Consider the following 18737-nt stretch of genomic DNA (forward strand, 5'->3'; position numbering starts at 1 on the left):
TGTCAGCGACGGAAAAATGAAACTGTTTTTGAGTTTCTCGCCGTCGGTAATCGACGTATAGCAGTTCTTTTGTATATTGTCAAGGGTGGCGTAAATAGCCAATTCCTTTCGCTTTTTCTTTTCTCTGTGTAAATCTGCGCATGCAACATAACAGTTATTTTGCCATTAGCTTATATGCATGCGTGGTACGCGGTGCCACGGCGTAAATGGAACAAAGCAGAAACGAACTCCAACGAAAGAACCATTGTAAAATTTTCGTTGTGACCGCTGCGTCTAGCCCGACCGCGGGAGTGTGTCTGAGCCCGCCGGTTTTGCGGGCGAGTTCGCGGGAGCGGTCGGAAATAAGCGACGCAGTGGTCACAGAAAATTTTTCAGGTTCTTGTTGGAGTTCTTTTCTGCTTGTTCCAAACCAACCTAAACAAGAATTATTCGCCGATGTGTAAGTACGTTTTTTCAATTCAGCCAGATTTTCTGTATGTTTCTGTGTCATTGCACCATGTGCAATCTCATTTCGGTGCTCTAATTTTCCGCCATAGTTCATTCTGGAACGAAGCTGTTCTTCTTCGGAGAAGGTATAAGTTGCCTTTCCGTCTACCATCTCGATTTTTCCATTGATACCACAGATTGTACATTCTACCAGATCAGTACCCGGTGTCACGCGCACAATACTCTGGTGGCAGACCGGACAGGCATAATTGGAAGCTCCGCGCCATTTGGTACGTTCTTCATCTGTCTGTGCAGCCAGTGCGTCAATGATGTGCTGTGCCATTTCATCCATACGCTCCATCTGCTCCGGAACTCCAAGAACGTGATCGACGGCCATTGCACCGTAGTATACATGCGTATCAATGACGTCTACACCTGCGGACATCATGGATTCGTACATGATTGGAATTGTCATGATGGTCCAGTTTTCGGTCATAGCTCCACCGACACCAACCAGTGCGCCTACGCGAGGTTTGAATACTCTTTCGTCTGGAAGAAGATCATTTCCTTGTGCGATACGGTCTTTTTTTGCCTCAGTCAGGAAAGCCAGATCGTGGGACGGTCCGAAACGGTCACAGAATGTTTTAAAGGTACCACTTGGGGATGTCTCGTAAACCGGTGATCCGATGATGACTGCATCTGCGTCATAATAAGCATCCTCTACCAGATGGAAATCATCTTTGAATACACAGGTTCCGTTTGTTCTGCCGGACATAATTCCTACGACACAGCCGCAGCATCCGATACATGGTTTGATTTCTAAGTCATCCGGTCTCATAAATTTGATCTCGTGACCGGCTTCTTCGCATTTTTTCAGCACTTCTTTTAACATTACGTCGGTGTTGGACATCTTACGTCCAAAGGAAAGTGCAAGTACTTTTGCCATTGTAAATATCCTCCTGAATTTGTTTGAAAATAGTGATTTTGTATGTTTCGATAAGTTAATGATACATGGAAAAACCGGAGAAGGATATGGATAATTAGAATCAAGAATATGGATAAAACGCATATAAACAGTTACAGTTCACTCATCATATGTATTCAAATATTGATCATGCTTGCATGAGGAAATATTTGGATACATAATGATGAAGGGAGTGCCTTTTTATGAGCAAAGGTAGTAGCGTAGCTACGGAGAAGTCCTGAAAGGACATTTTGCGAATGGCGCGTGCAAACAGTAACTATAAACATCAGAGAAAAAGGGGGAGATCAGCGGATCAGTTGACGCAGATATGTTTCCTGTGATATGATAGCAAAAGATTAGAAAATATGTTCGATGGTATGAGAGAAAAGAGAGACAGATGGAGGCAATATGGGCAGATACGATTTGCTGAATACACAGCAGCAGGAAGCGGTTTTTCAGACGGAAGGACCGGTGCTGGTACTGGCGGGGGCCGGTTCCGGAAAGACGAGGGTTCTGACGCACAGAACTGCTTATCTGATAGAGGAAAAAGGGGTGAATCCATACCACATCATGGCGATCACCTTTACAAATAAGGCGGCGGCAGAGATGCGGGAGCGTATCGACAATCTGGTGGGATTCGGTTCAGAGAGTATCTGGGTATCTACGTTCCATTCCAGCTGTGTGCGAATCCTGCGTCGCTACATCGACCGTCTCGGATATGACAACCGTTTTACGATTTACGATTCGGATGATCAGAAAACGGTGATGAAGGAAGTGTGTAAGCGGTTGCAGATCGACACGAAGAAGACGAAGGAACGTGCACTGCTGAATGTGATTTCCAATGCAAAAAATGAGCTGATTTCACCGGAGGAGTTTACACTGCGGGCAGCAGGGGACTACGCGAAGCAGAAGCAGGCGCAGGTTTACCGGGAATATCAGCAGACATTAAAGAAAAACAATGCACTGGATTTTGATGATCTGATCATGAAGTGTGTGGAATTGTTTAAAAATGATCCGGAGGTACTGGATTCCTATCAGGAGCGTCTGCGTTACATTATGGTGGACGAGTATCAGGATACAAATACGGCGCAGTTTGAGCTGGTGCGTCTGCTGGCATCCAAATACCGTAACCTCTGCGTGGTCGGTGATGATGATCAGTCGATTTATAAATTCCGTGGTGCCAATATTCACAATATTTTGAATTTTGAGCAGTATTTTCCGGATGCGAAAGTCATCAAACTGGAGGAAAATTACCGTTCTACGCAGAATATTCTGGATGCGGCCAACGCCGTGATCAAAAATAATGTTGGAAGAAAATCCAAAGCACTATGGACGCAGCAGGCGGCCGGGGACAAAATTGAATGCAGGGATTTTGATACGGCTTACGATGAGGCGGAGTACATTGCGCATAGCATCAATTCCTTTGTGCGGAAAGGTGTTTTTTCTTATGGAGACAGTGCAGTGCTGTATCGAACCAATGCACAGTCCCGACTTTTGGAGGAGCGTTTTGTCCGGGAAAATATTCCGTACAAGATCGTGGGCGGCGTAAACTTCTATGCCAGAAAAGAAATCAAGGATTTGCTGAGTTATCTGAAAACCATTGATAATGCGCAGGATGATCTGGCGGTGAAACGAATCATCAATGTGCCAAAACGAGGCATTGGTGCAACGACCATTGCCAAGGTACAGGATTATGCGGATGAAAACGGTATGAGTTTTTATGCGGCATTAAAGCAAGCGGAGGAGATCCCGACGCTGAGTAAGGCGACGGCGACAAAAATCCGCCCGTTTGTTACTTTTATTCAGACGTTGCGCAGCAAACTGCCGTATATCAGTCTGGAACAGTTGATGGATGAAATCATAGAAGATACCGGATATGTGGCAGAATTGGATGCGGAAGGCACGGATGAAGCAAGAGCCCGTATTGAAAATATTGATGAGTTGATCAGCAAGATCGTGGCTTATGAGGAAAACGAGGAACATCCGATGCTGAGCGGATTCCTAGAGGAAGTGGCTCTGATCGCGGATATTGACAGCCTGGAAGAAAACAGTGATTATGTGGTGTTGATGACGCTGCACAGTGCAAAAGGTCTGGAATTCCCGAATGTATATCTGGCCGGAATGGAGGACGGACTGTTTCCAAGTTATATGACGATCACTTCGGATGATCCGACGGAAGTGGAGGAAGAGCGCCGTCTGTGTTACGTTGGAATTACGAGAGCCAGAGAACATCTGACTCTGACCAGTGCCCGGATGCGTATGACCAGAGGCGAGACCCAGTATCATAAAGTGTCACGTTTTGTAAAAGAGATTCCAAAGAGTCTGTTAAACGGGCAGGTGCGGGAGGAACGCCCACGCAAGGAAGATCCGATCAAAGATTTTGGCTCGGTGAAACTGAATTTTTCCAGAAAACCGTATGGAAGTGGAGGAGCATCCGCAAAATCAGCGGGAGGCATGGAGCATTATAAAGCATATGGTCTTGGGCAGAAAAAGCCACAGCAGTTTGGTGGTGGAGCAAACCTTGGAACATTGTCTTATTCCGAAGGTGACCGGGTGCGTCATGGCAAGTTCGGAGAGGGTGTGGTGACACAGATCGTGTCCGGCGGAAGAGACTATGAAGTGACTGTAAATTTTGACAATGTCGGCACAAAGAAAATGTTTGCATCGTTTGCAAAATTACAGAAGATATGATAGAATACAACGTAACAACAGGCAGTAAGGTATGGAAGAGAATCGCAGATGAAAACAGCGCTTTCTAATTTCCTAATAGGTACTGTCGCAGGGAAGCATCATTAATGTATTAGAAGGAGTGAATGACATGAACAATGATTTAATCAGTATTGCAAAATTAAACGAGTTATTTTCCAAGAAAATTGATGAGGAAAGAAAGACAAAGTTACTCTGGATTCTTGCCATCATCGGAGCAGTAGCAGCTGTCGTTGTTGCAGCACATTATATTTATAAGTTTTTTGCTCCTGATTACATGGATGATTTTGAAGATGAATTTGAAGACGAGTTCGAAGATGATTTCTTCGATGACGAGGATGATGAATACGAAGAGGAAGCCTAAGTCGTAAGATTTGAGTTTGAATGATATTGATTCGTATTGGAACGCCCACTCACATATGCGAGTGGGCGTTTTTTGCCTAACTTCAGAACCAGACAGAATTGCAGGAAAACTGAAAATCTTTTTGGCGAAAAACCATATCTAGATGAAGCGTAGAGTAATCAAGATGGCTCTGAAGTTAGTGGATGAAAAAAATAAAAATGTGAGGAAAGATAGCGTGAAAAAAGGGCAGATGTGCGAAGGCATTGTGGAAAAAGTAAAATTCCCAAATAAGGGAATCGTAAAAGTGGAAGATAATGAAGTAACTGTAAAAAATACCATTCCGGGGCAGAAAGTTTCTTTTGTGATCAACAAAAAACGCAAAGGGAAAGCAGAAGGTCGTTTATTAGAAATTTTGGAAAAATCAGAACTGGAGCAGGCAGAAGCAAATTGTCCGCATTACGGTGTCTGTGGTGGGTGCAATTACCAGACATTACCGTACGAAGAGCAGTTAAATTTGAAGGCCGGACAGGTACTGGAATTAATGAAAGCGGTTGTACCGAATGCGGAGGATATTTTTGAGGGAATCCGAAGAAGCCCGCGTCAGTTTGGATACCGCAACAAAATGGAGTATACCTTTGGCGATGAGGTAAAAGATGGACCGTTGGCGCTTGGAATGCATAAACGCGGTAGTTTTTATGATATCGTAACGGTAGATAAATGCCAGATCGTGGATGACGATTACCGCAAAATCCTCGGGATAACTGTGGAGTATTTTAGAAAAAAAAGCATTCCGTTTTATCACCGTATGCGGCATGAAGGATATCTGCGTCACCTTTTGGTAAGAAAAGCAGTAAAGACAGAAGAAATTCTGGTTGATATTATTACTACCACACAGGAAATTAAAGCAGGAGAAAGCAGTGTGGAAGAAAAAGCTCTTTTAGATGGCTGGAAAGAACAGCTTTTAGCGCTGGAACTGAATGGAAATATTGTAGGTATTCTGCATACAAAAAATGACAGCGTGGCTGATGCGGTAAAAAACGAAGGAACTGAAATTTTATATGGTCAGGATTATTTTTATGAAGAATTACTGGGGCTGAAGTTTCGGATTTCTCCGTTCTCTTTCTTCCAGACAAATTCTCTGGGCGCAGAAGTGCTGTATCAGACTGCCCGCGAGTATATTGGGGACAGCCTGAATGAAAAAGCGGACAAGACTGTTTACGATCTGTACAGCGGAACCGGAACGATCGCGCAGATTCTGGCTCCAGCAGCAAAGCATGTGATCGGCGTGGAAATTGTGGAAGAGGCTGTAGAAGCTGCGAAAGAAAATGCAAAGTTAAATCAGTTGGATAATTGCGATTTTATTGCCGGAGATGTTTTGAAAGTGCTGGATTCCATTGAGGAAAAACCGGATTTTATTGTGCTGGATCCGCCGCGTGAGGGTATTCATCCGAAAGCACTGGAAAAAATTATTCGATATGGTGTGGATCGCATGATCTATATTTCATGTAAGCCGACCAGTCTGCAGAGGGATCTGGAGATTTTGCAGGCGCAAGGATATGTGGTGGAAAGGATCTGCTGTGTGGATATGTTCCCGGGAACGGTGCATGTCGAGACGATATGTTCAATACATCGGAAGAATTCCTAGAAATCCTTTGTTTTCGGCACTTTGCGAGACATGTGGAGTTTTCCAGAACAAGAAAAAATGGGCGAAAAAAGCAGGTTGTAGATAGCATTGAGGTATCTGTTATTCTCCATATGGTGTAGGTGAACACATTAAAAAAGTGTAATATTTTTATCTGAAATTCTTCAAAGAATGCTTATATTTAGAACTTTTTCTGAATATGGGCATTCTTTTTTTGTTCAAAAGAAAGGAGAAAATTACGGTATGAAAAAAGCTGATGAGATGTGTTCATTACAAGGTAACAATCCGGGTGTGGATGTTATACAGGTCAAATTAGAGGATTTACATGCATTTAAAAATCATCCGTTTAAAGTGAAAAAAGATCAGGAACTATTTGAATTACGGCAAAGTATTGAATCGGAAGGAATTTTGGTTCCTTTATTGGTAAGAAAAAGTCGTGATGGAGTTGGATATGAAATCGTATCCGGGCATAGAAGAAAAGAAGCTGCATTATGGGGTGGTTTGGATTGTGTGCCGGTGATTGTAAAGGATTTATCTGATGATCAGGCAGTCATTGCGATGGTAGATAGTAATTTACATAGAGAAAAAATTTTACCTAGTGAGAAGGCATACGCCTACAAAATGCGGTTGGAAGCAATGAAACATCAGGGAAGAGAAATAACTTTGGACCAGATTGGACCGAAGTCAGAAGAAAATGGTTTGCGGATTTATCCATTAAAAGTTGAACAGGGAGCATTCGGTGAGATGGTTATTGCCCCAACTGAAAAGAAAATTTCAACTAGAAGTAATGAAATGCTTGCCCGGATGGTGGGAGAAAGCGTAACACAGATCAAACGCTATATTCGTCTGACATATCTGATTCCTAAATTATTGGAGATGGTTGATCGGGAAGAACTTTCGATGGGATCAGCAGTGGATATTTCGTTTTTAAAAGAAGATGAACAATATGAGCTTTTTGCAGTTATGGATCTGGAACAATGGGTGCCAACTGTTTCCCAGGCAAATCGGATAAAACGAATGAGTATGCAGGAAAAACTGGATATGGATCAGATTTATAAGGTGTTTGAAGAAACACAAAACAGTCGCAGAGAAATGATAAAAATACCAGTCGAACGAATACAAAAATTCTTTCCGAACAGTTACACACCGGAGAAACAGATACAGACAATAGAAAAGCTTTTAAGTGAATGGTCAAAGAAACGTAGCAGATCAAAAGATATGAGTTTATGAGGGGATAAAGAAAATGTGTAAAATTATTGCAATTACAAACCAAAAAGGTGGATGTGCGAAGACAAATGTAACGGTTAATCTTGGAATTGGACTAGCGCGAGAAGGTAAAAAAGTTGCACTGATCGATAATGACGCACAGGGATCATTAACTGCAAGTCTTGGGTACGAGGAGCCAGATGAACTGGATGTTACATTGGCAAATATTATGATGAATGTTATCAATGATGAAGAAAATGGACCAGAATATGGATTCCTACAACATGAAGAAGGGGTAAGTTTCATCCCTGCTAATGTGGAATTATCCGGTTTAGAAATTTCTCTGATTAATGTAATCAGCCGGGAAACAATTCTTAGGAGTTATATAGATACTATTCGTGATCAGTATGATTACATTTTGATTGATTGTGCACCGAGTCTTGGTATGTTGACGATTAATGCATTGGTTGCAGCTGATGCAGTGATTATTCCAGTACCGGCGGCATATTTACCGGTAAAGGGACTGGTTCAGTTAGTAAAGACAATCTCAATGGTAAAGCGACGGTTAAACAGAAAGCTGCAGGTGGAGGGGATTTTGATCACAATGGCAGATTTTCGCACCAATTTTGCGAAAGATATATCTGCTAAATTGCATGAGACATATGATTCAAGTATTGGGATTTTTAAGACATATATTCCACATTCCGTCAGAGCGGCAGAGTGTGGTGCAGAGGGAATCAGTATTTATAAACATGATCCAAATGGAAATGCAGCAGATGCTTACCACAGATTAACGCTTGAGGTGTTGAACCATGAAAACTAGAAGCGGTCAGAAAATCAAAATGACAAGTGTGGAGGAACTTTTGGGAGTAGCCAATGAAGAGGTGGCAACAGAAATAGAATTGGAACAGATTCAGTGTTTTCAGAATCATCCGTTCAAGGTGCTGGATGATGAAAAGATGCAGGATCTTGTAAACAGTATTTATGAAAATGGAATACTTACCCCTGTTTTGGTGCGCCCGATAGGAAATGATAGGTATGAAATGATATCCGGACATCGCAGAATGCATGCAGCTACATTGTTGCAAATGAATATAATACCAGCGATTATACGGGAAATGTCAGATGAAGAAGCCGTTATTAAAATGGTAGATTCCAATATTCAGCGAGATGAATTACTTCCGAGTGAAAAGGCTTTTGCGTATAAGATGAAATTGGATGCAATGAAAAGGCAGGGAAAGAGAACAGATTTAACTTCTGGTCAAAATGGCCAGAAGTTGTCCGGAAAAGTATCAAGAGATCTGTTGGCAGAGGAAATGGGTCAAAGTTCAAAACAAATTCAGCGCTATATTCGTTTAACAAACTTACAGCCAAAGTTACTTGATATGGTGGATAATAAGCGTTTGAATTTTACGATTGCGGTAGATATTTCTTATATCGATAAAGAAATTCAAAGCTGGTTATATGATTACATCGATGCAAATGGGACAATCATCCCTAATCAGGTAAGAACACTGAGAAAAGAAATAGCCAGTGGAACTGTTATGACACAGTTTAAGATGGTAAGTATTCTGAATGATTGTATAAAGCCAAAGAGCACAGCAAAGAATGTAACTTTTTCCGGTAAGAAGTTAGAAAAGTTTTTTCCTGAGTCGTATACGGCGGCAGACGTTGAAAAAATTGTCTTTGAATTATTGGAAGAATGGAAAAACAGGCAGGAAGGAGCAATGAAAGATGTTATTTGATTATTTTTATGGTGTGGAAGCGGATCAGTACAATTTTATTCGATTGCCGAAAATGTTAATGACACAGAAAGAATACTGTGATATTTCGATAGAATCCAAATTATTGTATGGATTGTTATTGGACCGTATGAGTTCAGCTGGTAAAAATAAATGGATTGATGAAGAGGAGCGGGTATATGTGATATTTCCTCTGTCGGAGATTCAGAAGATGATGGGTATTTCAAAGAAAAAAGCAATGGCAGATTTATCGGAATTAGAAGATCATGGACTGATAGTTCGCAAACATCGCGGATACAGATTACCGGATGTGATTTATTTGATGAATCTGGTGGCATGAGGAGAAAGTGATTTTGAATCTAAAGAAAATGATGGTGAGGTGTCGAAAATGGAACCTCATGAGCGGTAAATTTTGTAAACCGGAAACGGAGAAAGGAGAAAAATCATATGAGTACAAATGCTGTATTGGATTATTTTTACGGTAAAGAAGCCGATCAGTTCTCTTTCTTCACTGTCCCGAAAATACTTTTTATAGATGAAAGATATAAAGGTCTGCCTTGTGAAGCCAAGATGCTTTATGGTATGATGCTGGATCGTATGTCATTATCTATTGAAAATCAATGGTTTGATGAACAAAAGCGGGCGTTTATTAAGATTTCAACGGAATACATAACAGAAAATCTGGGCTGTGGAAGGAATAAGGCACTGAATTTTATGAAATTGTTGGAAGAATATGGGCTGATTGAGCGTGTAAAGCATGGTCAGGGAAAGGCAAGTACAATCTATGTGAAGAAATTTATCCGGAAGGAGAGCCATGAGCAGATAGGGGAAGATGTTTCTGAGAAGTACCAAAATCAAACTTCAGAGAAAAAAATAGCTGTTTCAGAAGTTTCAAATTTAAACATCAAGAAGTTTAAAAATCAAACTTCAAGAAGTTTAGAATCCAAACATCAAGAAGTTTATTTTCAGGACCCTAATAATACTAATATTAATAACACTGAGATAAATCATACAGAATCAAATCATATCGTATCAGGTACAGGTGAACACGATACGATGGGATATGAGTGTGATGCAGATGTACAGATGCAGGGATATACAGCTCTGATCAAAAACAATATTGCATATGGGGACTTGGTTCTTGTTCATCCAGAAGATAAGCAGCTGATTGATGGCATCATGGATCTGATACTGGAAACCGTATTATGCGACAGTGAAAAAATACTGGTTGCAAGTAACTGGTATTCAGCAGAGCTGGTCAAAAGTAAACTGTTGAAGTTGAATTATTCGCATATGGAGTATGTGCTGCATTGCTTTAAGCAGAATACCACGAAAGTGAAAAATATCAAAAAGTATATGCTGGCAGTGCTTTTTAATGCACCTACAACGATTGACAGTTATTATATGGCTGAGGTCAATAATAGCTTTACAGACAACGTATGTTAGAGGGGAGTGCAGGGATAATGATAAAAAAACTTATTATAAACCAATTTATAATAAAAAAATTTATAGTAAAAGTGCTGTCTTTGATCGGATGGATCATTGTAGGGGGTATGCATGGCCTTTGTTGGTTGGTAAATAAAGTATACGGTGTAGTTGGCGGTTTTCTGACAGCGTTGTTTGTGATACTGTTTCTGATCGTCAGCATTGGCTACAAAGATGTACAGCAAAGTACATTTTTGGCAGTTTTGGAAAGTCTAAATATATTAGTGATGATTACTGGAAATGCACTAGAAATTGTATTGGAACTGGCATGTGATCGATTGACTTCTAATTTGGAGCACTAGAAAAGGAAAGGATGAAAAATCATGGAAAATAAAGAATATATTCAGTTACCGGCATTAAGCAGAGATATTTCAGAGGAAGAGTTATTGTGTATCTGGGAGTTTGCCAAGCTTCCGGGTGAGGTGCAGGAACAAATGCTTGACCGGGTAAAAGAGGTACTTAGAAAAGATGTTGTAAAGAAAAAATCTGTGCCGGATGGAGCTTATGCGGCCATGACTGACCGGGTGAATAGATACATGGCAGCATCGCGGAAGATGCTAAAACGTGCAATGATAGAGGCGTGTCAGCTGGCAGCATTTATATATCACGAATGCTTTGTATTGGAAATTTCAGTGGAAGAGTTGAAACAGGAGTTTCCAGGATATGAGGATTATATTGATGTGACAGTCTGCTATATTCAACAACTAATAGACCGAAGTAAAGGAAAACATTGATTGTATAAAAAACGGAATTAAGAGTTGCAAAAGTGCTTCTCAAATCTGGGAAGCGGTTTGGAGGATTAGGTGATCATCAGAATGTTGCATAATAGATTTACCTATAATTAAAAACAACAAGATGGAAAGGCTCAGAAAAAGTTATTCTGAGCCTTCTGACATAGAAGGATAGAAGTATAAAAGAGCAGGGATTTTTATGCCCCATCTATTGATATACACTGTAACCATAAAAGAAGATTAAAACATAAAATTCAAAGAAATGGAGGAACTGGCAATGAAAGGATTTAACACTGGTGATGGTTACATGGGATTGGTAGATGGTAAATATATCTTGTTTGCCAGCGAATCCGATTACTATGAATACATGAACGATTAAAGGAGGAGCTGCGATGAAAGGAATATTCGAAAGTATGTTTGATCTGAACCATGATGGAAATATCAGTCCACTGGAAAGTGCAATGGAATTTACCTTCCTAAATGAACTGTTGAAAGACGACTCTGAAGTACAGACGGAGTTGGAATTATCAGGACTGGATCCGGACGAGTTGGAGTTTATGGATGCAGATGAACGAAGAGAAGCACTGGAAGATGCCGGACTGGATCCGGATGAATATGATTTCTAAGGAAGGAGCATTTACAATGGCAAAAGTATTTATCACACTGACAGGAACAAAACATTGTTTCGGAAATGATTTTCTTGAAAAGGGTACGAAAATCAGGCTGGAGAAAGAGCCGGATAATGAGTATGACAAGGAAGCAATCAAAGTTACTTATAAAGGACTTGGAAAAATTGGGTACGTGGCAAACAGTTCTTATACTGTTATTGGTGAATCGATGAGTGCCGGACGTCTCTACGACAAGATTGGAGACGTTGCATATGCAAGGGTGGTATTGGTCACACCGGTTGGGACAATTTGTAAAATTTGTAAAAAGAGCCTGGCATATTAAGTGGAGCAAATCATTATGATGACAAAGGACATAAAACCGGTCACAGCAATCCTGGAATATTAGGAGGCTGGAACCATTACGATGACTGATACTTAAGAAGATAAAGGCGTCAACATGTACAATCTTTACACAAGTTTTTTGTGAAAAGATGCACCATATGTCTCCCACCTATGGTATACTTGAGTTAATATTTGGTGAAAGGAGACCGGAAAAGTGCCGAAGGGAAGTAATCAGAAGTTCAAGTTATACCGGCTTGCTCAGATTATGCAGGAACAAACTGATGATGAGCATTATATCACTATGCCAGAAATCATGGACGGCTTGGCAAAATATGACGTAACAGCAGACCGGAAAAGTGTATATAACGATCTGAGAGATTTGAGTGTTCTTGGAATAGATGTAGAAGGTGAACCTGTCGGGAATCGATATCATTATCATGTTGTAAATCGCGCGTTTGAACTTCCGGAATTAAAACTTCTGGTAGATGCTATCCAGTCTTCAAAATTTATTACAGAGAAAAAATCAAATGCACTGATTAAAAAGCTGGAAACATTGATCAGTAAATATGATGCACAGAAATTGCAGCGGCAGGTGTTTGTTTCTGGAAGAATTAAAACAATGAATGAGAGCATCTATTACACTGTGGATGTGATTCATAATGCAATTTCGGAAAATAAGAAGATTAAATTCCAGTATTATCAGTGGAATGTGAAGAAGGAAATGGAACTTCGCCATAATGGGGCATGGTATCACATCAGTCCGTGGGGATTGTCTTGGGATGATGAAAACTATTATCTGGTAGGTTATGATTCAGATGCAGAGCAGATTAAACATTACCGGGTAGATAAGATGCTGCATATCAAATTATCAAATGAAAGCCGAGACGGAAAAGAGCACTTTAAAAAACTGGATATGGCTGATTATGCGAAGAAAAGTTTTGGAATGTTTGGTGGAAAAGAACAGACTGTAAAGCTGCTGGTAAAAAACAGTCTGGCAGGTGTTATCATTGATCGGTTCGGAAAGAATGTGATGTTGATTCCGACAGATGATGAACATTTCACAGTGAATGTAGATGTGCATGTCAGCAGGCAGTTCCTTGGTTGGGTGTTTTCACTGGGTGAGGATATAAAGATTGTTGGACCAGATGAAGTGGTAGATGAGATGAAAAAGGAAATTAATCGAATAATTAATCAATACAAGTATGACTCATAATGCGAATAAAGCAATGAAAAGCTATAGAACAAGACCGAAGAAAAGGAAAACATTGATTGTATAAAAAACTGAATTAAGAGTTGCAAAAGTGCTTCCCAAATCTGGGAAGCGGTTTAATCCATCTGTGATCGAAAAAATATGTTAAGAATATTTTTGACATTTTTGAGGATGCATGGTAATATGATTATACAAAAAGAGTGCTACCGATAGACGGTTAGTCCGTTTTTCTATTTGATTATTAAAAATAGTCGCCTAGTTTCCAGACCGGGGCGGCTATTTTTGTGATTTATTATTATCCTTACCGAATGTGTATCCGATACTAAAGCAGGTTAAGCCAAAGCTCACTACTGCAATGAAATCTAAAATACTCATTGGCTCAGCCCTCCTTTCCAGTGGATTCCCTTTCGGGTTTCTATGTAATCAGAGGGTCACAGTCCCTCTGTTGAAGGACTAACCGCCTACCGTTATGGCAGCACCCATGTTGTGATTATAGCAGTTGTGGTATGTGGATGCAATAAGAAAATGACTAGAATAGTTTAATTACAACAGAACAGTATTTGAATACAAATGCAGAGGTATATATTTATCGTAAATATACATCTCTGCATTATTTTTATTTTGCCAGAAAATTACTCTGTATTTCCATAGGCATATGATAAGCCTGTCCTCGCTTGGTCAGACTGTATAATTTAAAGCTCATGAGTTCCGGGGTGGAATTCAGCGTGCTGCATAAACTGAAATAATCCAGATCTTCATTGTGTGCCATATCTGCAATATCCGCGTCAGATAAGAGAAGATCTGCAGCAAACAGGTTCGCCTGGTATTCGGTGTTATCCTGCATATTATAAAGTGTATCGTCTTTCATCGGAGCCATTTTTAACTGAGTTCTATGGAGAATGATATGTCCCAGTTCATGAGCTGCCACGATCTGCTTTTCTTCCTCAGACAGAAAGCTACTGATCTGGACATAGATGGTCTTACAGCTCATAAAGCAAAATCCTTTTAGTTTTTGAAAGCTGGAAGTTTCCCCGACAATAATATGCATGTCGTCCATGATCTTAAATGGATCCCTGGTCTTATATTTTCTGATCAGTTTCTGTGTTTCATCGTATATATATCCGTTTTTCAATTTTGATCACCTCAAAAGAATTGTTCTCTCAGAAAAGAGAGTGCGTGAAAGTTTTCGGTAAAGCACTAATCTTCCTTGAGATACTTTTTTGGTGTGTACTTTTTTGCACGCTTTTTTGAATCTAAGTACAGCATCTGGATTTCATCCATGAATGCTGTTTTGTCCTCATCGGATAATCCACCACCGGCGAACATGGCGGCTGTCTGCGCAATGATCTGTTGAGCCTGATTGGCACCACGACTTCCAAACTGTTCAGCTGCCTGTGTGATGAATGCTTCGTTTTCTGTCATTAAGTATGTAAGATCACAGCTTAGGACATCCGCCAGTTTCTGATAGATGGCATGCTGCTTTGGGTAGCGGCCTTCAATTTCCCATCCGCGGATTGTTCTGAGTGAAACACCAACAGCCTGAGCAAGCTGTGTCTGGTTCAGTCCTTTTTCCTTTCGTAACGTTTTTACTTTCTCTCCGAATGTCATAACGATACCTCTTTCTATTAGCTTATTTCAAAGATAGTTGAATTTGAGTAATTGCCTTATTTTTGATGAAATAGGCAAATTATTACCTAAAATATTAAATTGCCTCTTGACAATAGGTTACTTATTGCCTATAATGTGAACCACAAAAGAGAGGTAATTACTTGCCTATAATATATATGATATTGCTCATAAAGTCAATAGAATTATAGATTAAATTGCCTATTTCCGAACGTGATTTCAGATTGAATTATCAAGAAATATCATAAATGTAGATGCCTGATCGGAAAAACAGGCAAGTTGATGGGAGGTGTTTGAATAGATGGAAAACAAATCATATATCTGTATTGATCTTAAATCATTTTATGCATCGGTGGAATGCGCTGAACGTGGTCTGGATCCTTTTTGCACGAATCTCGTTGTTGCAGATCCGGAGCGGTCAAAAAGTACCATATGTTTGGCAATCACACCGGCGATGAAACAGGCAGGGGTAAAAAATCGCTGCAGAATCCATGAGATTCCACCAGATATACCATATATAGTAGCAAAACCAAGGATGCATCTATACCTGGAATACTCCGCAAAGATCTATGGGATCTATCTTAGATATATCGCACCGGAAGATATTCACGTATATTCAGTGGATGAATGTTTTCTGGATGTTACGGATTATCTGAAATTTTATCATATGACGGCAGAGGAAATGGCTGCAGCACTTATGGGAGCAGTAAAGAAAGAGACTGGGATCACTGCAACAGCAGGGATAGGATCGAATCTGTATCTGGCCAAGATTGCCATGGATATTATAGCAAAACATACAAAGAAATGTATCGGAACGCTGACGGAGAGCAGTTACCGGAAAATGCTATGGTCACATAAACCACTGTCTGATTTCTGGCAGATCGGACGGAGGACGGAGCGGAAACTGGCTCAGTATGGGATATATACTATGGGTGATATTGCCAAAATGTCCTTAAATTCTGAAGATTGGTTGTACCGATTATTTGGAATTGATGCAGAATTGCTGATTGACCATGCCTGGGGAGTGGAGTCATGCCGGATGCAGGATATCAAAAATTATCAGCCAACAGATCACAGCCTGTCAAACGGGCAGGTACTTATGAGAAATTATGCTTTTGAGGAAGCACTAGTTGTGGTAAAGGAAATGGCAGATATACTGTCACTGGATTTGATGGATAAAGGGCTGGTTACGGATTCTGTTACGTTGCGGATCTCTTATGATCAACGCTTCGGGATCGCTGATACTGGTGGGACTGTGAACCTGAAAAAGCAGAGCAATAGCAGTGGCCTGATCATTCAGAATGTAGAGCAGTTATATCGGGCAACCACAGATATTTATACCGGGATCCGACGGATCAATATTACAGCAAATCGTGTCTATCCGGAAAGTTGCCTGCAGTATGATCTGTTTACGGATCCGGTGAAAGTAGAAAAAGAACAGGATATCCAGCAAATGGTATTGGCGATAAAAAAACGGTTTGGAAAAAATGCGATTTTGCGCGGGGTAAACCTGCTTCCCTGTGCAACTACGATAACGAGAAACCAGCAGATTGGCGGACATCATGCTTAGATAGGAGATGAGGAAAGATGGATTATAGCGACATCATGGATATGGATAAACCGATATCACATCATAAGCCAATGGATATTACGCACCGGGCGAAAATCTTTGCTCCATTTGCAGCATTGAAGGGATTTGAGGATTGCATCCGGCAAAAAGAGATCGTGTATGAAGAATATCCGGTCCTGTCAGAAGAACAAAAAGACAGGCTGGATCAGAAGATACAAATGATCGGAACAGGATATGTGCTGACCGTAACCTATTTTGTACATAACCATCCGTTGGATACCAGGAAAGGACAGATTCAGACAGTGACTGGTGAGGTGATATACTGGAATCCTTCCAGAAATCTTCAGATCGGACAAACGGAAATACAGATATGTGACATTATAGAACTGTCCGGAGATATATTTGATGGGCTGGAAGAACCGGCCTGAACATTGAAACTGCATGAAAGAATGGAAAGCAGATCAGATGTGGTAGCTGAGCAAGCTGACATTTTGACATGCCTGGCCAACAAAGCAGGACAGATAATGATCCCGTTGCAGATACTCCGCGGTGCTTTGCCGCTTACGGAATGGAGGACTGCGACATGCACTCATCAACGGTTCCTTTCCCTTATCCGTTTGAGTAATCATAATTACGTGGAGGATTCTGATGAGAATAAAATCAACAGCAGTACAAAATGAGATCATACGATATGACATAGACAAAAGACGAGAGGATGACCGGCATATCATGGAGCTGGTCCGGCTGATCACAGACCGGGGGAATAACGCAGAGATCCGGAGAAAGGGGAACGGTTCCCTGACTGTGTATGAAGTAAAAAAACATATTGTAACCGTCGAGTAATCGGACTTGGCGAAGGACTGATTGGAGTCATGGATGATCATTCCCAGGAATGGGAGTGGTTGTCTATGGCTCCTTTTAGTTTCCGTAGATAAAAAAGTGACGTATATATACCTTTGAAAAATTTGCAGAATTTTTTGTATAAGCGCCGTACAGCAAACGATATATGAGGAGGAGTATTTATGAGAGGTCCATAGGATAAAAAAATACTGAGAAAAGATGAAAAGGGCAGTGATAGGAGTCGCAGACTTCCGTTAAAAAAAAACGGGTGAGTCTGGGACTGCTTTTGCTGCCCTTATTTCACAGACCTGACCACCTGGGCCATATGGCAGAAAGAGGTCAGGATGCTGAAATTAAAAGAGTTAAAAGCAATGATACCAGAGACAGGCAAGATGGATCGTGTTCCGACTTATAAAAAGTTACGGGAATCAGGGTGTGAAATTGTGGTAAAAGAGGTGATCGATCCGGATACGGAAGTAATGGTGTATGACAACGGTCTTGTAGTGTACAGGAACTTCCGGCGTATCACGATCTTTCCTTTACATACATGCAACTCATACAGTTACGAGGATGGAAAACACCAGAATCTTGTGTATGAAAAAGTATTTGAGGACGAAGCGTGGTATCTGCGCCTTATCTTAGAAGGGGAAGACCGGCTGGCACAGAACCAGCGGACACGCGATGCCTTCCACAGAGTGGTATCTTACAGTGCAATTTCAGAAGAATGGAAACTGATGGAAGATGAAAGCATGGATCTGTTGCAGTCTGTTATGAGGAAAGAGACATTGGATAAACTCATGCTGCTTCTGAATGAACAGGAGAAAGAAATCTTACTTGCTTATTACGTGGAAGGGATTTCCCAGGAGCAGATCGCGGAAGTTTTTGAGGTAACACAGCAGAACATCAGTTATTTGATCCGGGCAGCGGTAAAAAAATCCAGAAGATTATTGGAAGAAGAGCCTGATTGTGCGTTCCGAATGAGAAATAAAAAGTAAAAAAATTTCAAAAAGTATTTGTATAAGCCCGGTGCGGCAAAAGATAGGTGAAAGGGGAGTTGAGATACTTTCCCATGCACCTTGAAAATTGAAGAACCTGCCCGGAATGATACCTGAGTCGAATGTGCATCGGCGTGTCTTCTCAGTGCATACGTTTTGGAAATAAGAAACCAAAACAGGAACGGATCCGGGGAAGAACACAGGAGTAATGCTTATATTTCATTTTTTAGATGACAGTAGATTGTGCAGCGGTGTCAATGGATACCGCTGTATGCATGTGCTGTTATCTTACCTGCTATAT

General features: G+C 40.8%; 20 protein-coding genes. 17 read left to right on the top strand and 3 right to left on the bottom strand.

Translation table 11 applies throughout. The features are described from left to right. Positions 1-154 precede the first annotated feature (154 nt). The gene (locus tag Q0I54_RS08640) at positions 155-1372 is read right to left on the bottom strand and encodes a flavodoxin family protein (RefSeq protein ID WP_296118046.1); all 1218 of its coding nucleotides are present in this window, start codon (positions 1370-1372) and stop codon (positions 155-157) included. Positions 1373-1798: 426 nt separating this feature from the next. Here Q0I54_RS08640 and pcrA point away from each other — a divergent pair, with 426 nt between their 5' ends. The 13 genes from pcrA (at position 1799) to Q0I54_RS08705 (ending at position 13408) form a co-directional block, all read left to right on the top strand. Next, positions 1799-4081, top strand: coding sequence for a DNA helicase PcrA (gene pcrA / locus Q0I54_RS08645; RefSeq protein ID WP_296118048.1), 2283 nt, complete (start codon positions 1799-1801; stop codon positions 4079-4081). A gap of 127 nt (positions 4082-4208) precedes the next feature. Then, positions 4209-4460, top strand: coding sequence for a hypothetical protein (locus Q0I54_RS08650; RefSeq protein ID WP_296118050.1), 252 nt, complete (start codon positions 4209-4211; stop codon positions 4458-4460). A gap of 163 nt (positions 4461-4623) precedes the next feature. Beyond that, complete coding sequence (gene rlmD / locus Q0I54_RS08655) at positions 4624-6084, top strand: 23S rRNA (uracil(1939)-C(5))-methyltransferase RlmD (RefSeq protein ID WP_367270810.1); 1461 nt, start codon at positions 4624-4626, stop codon at positions 6082-6084. Positions 6085-6324: 240 nt separating this feature from the next. Further along, entirely contained in the window at positions 6325-7311 is a 987-nt protein-coding gene (locus tag Q0I54_RS08660) for a ParB/RepB/Spo0J family partition protein (RefSeq protein WP_288617653.1), read from the top strand. 13 nt (positions 7312-7324) lie between these two features. Continuing rightward, positions 7325-8110: a ParA family protein gene (locus tag Q0I54_RS08665; protein ID WP_288617651.1), complete on the top strand. Its 786-nt coding sequence runs from the start codon at positions 7325-7327 to the stop codon at positions 8108-8110. After that, entirely contained in the window at positions 8100-9032 is a 933-nt protein-coding gene (locus Q0I54_RS08670) for a ParB/RepB/Spo0J family partition protein (RefSeq protein WP_288617649.1), read from the top strand. Before Q0I54_RS08665 ends, Q0I54_RS08670 begins: the two co-directional genes overlap by 11 nt. Further along, complete coding sequence (locus Q0I54_RS08675; protein ID WP_288617648.1) at positions 9022-9369, top strand: replication initiator protein A; 348 nt, start codon at positions 9022-9024, stop codon at positions 9367-9369. Before Q0I54_RS08670 ends, Q0I54_RS08675 begins: the two co-directional genes overlap by 11 nt. 107 nt (positions 9370-9476) lie before the next feature. Then, positions 9477-10475, top strand: a complete 999-nt coding sequence (locus Q0I54_RS08680; RefSeq protein WP_288617647.1) for a DUF6017 domain-containing protein — start codon at positions 9477-9479, stop codon at positions 10473-10475. 17 nt (positions 10476-10492) lie between these two features. Continuing rightward, the gene (locus tag Q0I54_RS08685) at positions 10493-10816 is read left to right on the top strand and encodes a hypothetical protein (RefSeq protein WP_288617646.1); all 324 of its coding nucleotides are present in this window, start codon (positions 10493-10495) and stop codon (positions 10814-10816) included. A 21-nt stretch (positions 10817-10837) separates the two neighbouring features. Further along, a complete protein-coding gene (locus Q0I54_RS08690; RefSeq protein WP_288617644.1) occupies positions 10838-11248 on the top strand; it encodes a hypothetical protein in 411 nt (136 codons plus the stop codon). A 389-nt stretch (positions 11249-11637) separates the two neighbouring features. Further along, a complete protein-coding gene (locus tag Q0I54_RS08695; RefSeq protein ID WP_288617641.1) occupies positions 11638-11871 on the top strand; it encodes a hypothetical protein in 234 nt (77 codons plus the stop codon). Continuing rightward, positions 11813-12196: an HIRAN domain-containing protein gene (locus tag Q0I54_RS08700; RefSeq protein ID WP_353886668.1), complete on the top strand. Its 384-nt coding sequence runs from the start codon at positions 11813-11815 to the stop codon at positions 12194-12196. The genes Q0I54_RS08695 and Q0I54_RS08700 overlap by 59 nt, the downstream gene beginning before the upstream one ends. 213 nt (positions 12197-12409) lie before the next feature. Beyond that, positions 12410-13408: a YafY family protein gene (locus Q0I54_RS08705; RefSeq protein ID WP_288617637.1), complete on the top strand. Its 999-nt coding sequence runs from the start codon at positions 12410-12412 to the stop codon at positions 13406-13408. 613 nt (positions 13409-14021) lie between these two features. Here Q0I54_RS08705 and Q0I54_RS08710 read toward each other — a convergent pair. Continuing rightward, positions 14022-14537 (bottom strand): ImmA/IrrE family metallo-endopeptidase, encoded by a 516-nt coding sequence (locus tag Q0I54_RS08710; RefSeq protein ID WP_296118055.1) that lies wholly within the window; start codon positions 14535-14537, stop codon positions 14022-14024. Between the two features lie 65 nt (positions 14538-14602). Beyond that, positions 14603-15013 carry a helix-turn-helix domain-containing protein gene (locus Q0I54_RS08715; protein ID WP_288617634.1) on the bottom strand — a complete coding sequence of 137 codons (411 nt, stop codon included), beginning with the start codon at positions 15011-15013 and terminating at the stop codon, positions 14603-14605. 319 nt (positions 15014-15332) lie between these two features. Between Q0I54_RS08715 and Q0I54_RS08720 the strand changes: the two genes are divergently transcribed. From Q0I54_RS08720 to Q0I54_RS08735, 4 genes are all read left to right on the top strand, one after another. After that, positions 15333-16601 (top strand): DNA repair protein, encoded by a 1269-nt coding sequence (locus Q0I54_RS08720; RefSeq protein ID WP_288617631.1) that lies wholly within the window; start codon positions 15333-15335, stop codon positions 16599-16601. A 17-nt stretch (positions 16602-16618) separates the two neighbouring features. Then, on the top strand, positions 16619-17029 hold the full coding sequence (locus Q0I54_RS08725) for a hypothetical protein (RefSeq protein WP_288617630.1): 411 nt from the start codon (positions 16619-16621) through the stop codon (positions 17027-17029). 220 nt (positions 17030-17249) lie between these two features. Then, positions 17250-17444 carry a hypothetical protein gene (locus Q0I54_RS08730; protein ID WP_270367246.1) on the top strand — a complete coding sequence of 65 codons (195 nt, stop codon included), beginning with the start codon at positions 17250-17252 and terminating at the stop codon, positions 17442-17444. A 341-nt stretch (positions 17445-17785) separates the two neighbouring features. Further along, positions 17786-18436, top strand: a complete 651-nt coding sequence (locus Q0I54_RS08735; RefSeq protein ID WP_288617629.1) for a sigma-70 family RNA polymerase sigma factor — start codon at positions 17786-17788, stop codon at positions 18434-18436. Positions 18437-18737: the final 301 nt, after the last annotated feature.

The organism is uncultured Eubacterium sp., assembly GCF_934295145.1.
Lineage (GTDB): Bacteria > Bacillota > Clostridia > Lachnospirales > Lachnospiraceae > Eubacterium_I.

Bases quoted from the DNA above. Each gene is read 5' to 3' on its own strand.
- Q0I54_RS08660 (WP_288617653.1), top strand. From the start codon at position 6,325: ATGAAAAAAGCTGATGAGATGTGTTCATTACAAGGTAACAATCCGGGT.
- Q0I54_RS08640 (WP_296118046.1), bottom strand. From the start codon at position 1,372: ATGGCAAAAGTACTTGCACTTTCCTTTGGACGTAAGATGTCCAACACC.
- Q0I54_RS08665 (WP_288617651.1), top strand. From the start codon at position 7,325: ATGTGTAAAATTATTGCAATTACAAACCAAAAAGGTGGATGTGCGAAG.
- Q0I54_RS08720 (WP_288617631.1), top strand. From the start codon at position 15,333: ATGGAAAACAAATCATATATCTGTATTGATCTTAAATCATTTTATGCA.
- Q0I54_RS08695 (WP_288617641.1), top strand. From the start codon at position 11,638: ATGAAAGGAATATTCGAAAGTATGTTTGATCTGAACCATGATGGAAAT.
- Q0I54_RS08650 (WP_296118050.1), top strand. From the start codon at position 4,209: ATGAACAATGATTTAATCAGTATTGCAAAATTAAACGAGTTATTTTCC.
- Q0I54_RS08730 (WP_270367246.1), top strand. From the start codon at position 17,250: ATGAGAATAAAATCAACAGCAGTACAAAATGAGATCATACGATATGAC.
- rlmD (WP_367270810.1), top strand. From the start codon at position 4,624: ATGGCTCTGAAGTTAGTGGATGAAAAAAATAAAAATGTGAGGAAAGAT.
- Q0I54_RS08680 (WP_288617647.1), top strand. From the start codon at position 9,477: ATGAGTACAAATGCTGTATTGGATTATTTTTACGGTAAAGAAGCCGAT.
- Q0I54_RS08690 (WP_288617644.1), top strand. From the start codon at position 10,838: ATGGAAAATAAAGAATATATTCAGTTACCGGCATTAAGCAGAGATATT.
- Q0I54_RS08670 (WP_288617649.1), top strand. From the start codon at position 8,100: ATGAAAACTAGAAGCGGTCAGAAAATCAAAATGACAAGTGTGGAGGAA.
- Q0I54_RS08675 (WP_288617648.1), top strand. From the start codon at position 9,022: ATGTTATTTGATTATTTTTATGGTGTGGAAGCGGATCAGTACAATTTT.
- Q0I54_RS08685 (WP_288617646.1), top strand. From the start codon at position 10,493: ATGATAAAAAAACTTATTATAAACCAATTTATAATAAAAAAATTTATA.
- Q0I54_RS08715 (WP_288617634.1), bottom strand. From the start codon at position 15,013: ATGACATTCGGAGAGAAAGTAAAAACGTTACGAAAGGAAAAAGGACTG.
- Q0I54_RS08725 (WP_288617630.1), top strand. From the start codon at position 16,619: ATGGATTATAGCGACATCATGGATATGGATAAACCGATATCACATCAT.
- Q0I54_RS08735 (WP_288617629.1), top strand. From the start codon at position 17,786: ATGCTGAAATTAAAAGAGTTAAAAGCAATGATACCAGAGACAGGCAAG.
- pcrA (WP_296118048.1), top strand. From the start codon at position 1,799: ATGGGCAGATACGATTTGCTGAATACACAGCAGCAGGAAGCGGTTTTT.
- Q0I54_RS08700 (WP_353886668.1), top strand. From the start codon at position 11,813: ATGAACGAAGAGAAGCACTGGAAGATGCCGGACTGGATCCGGATGAAT.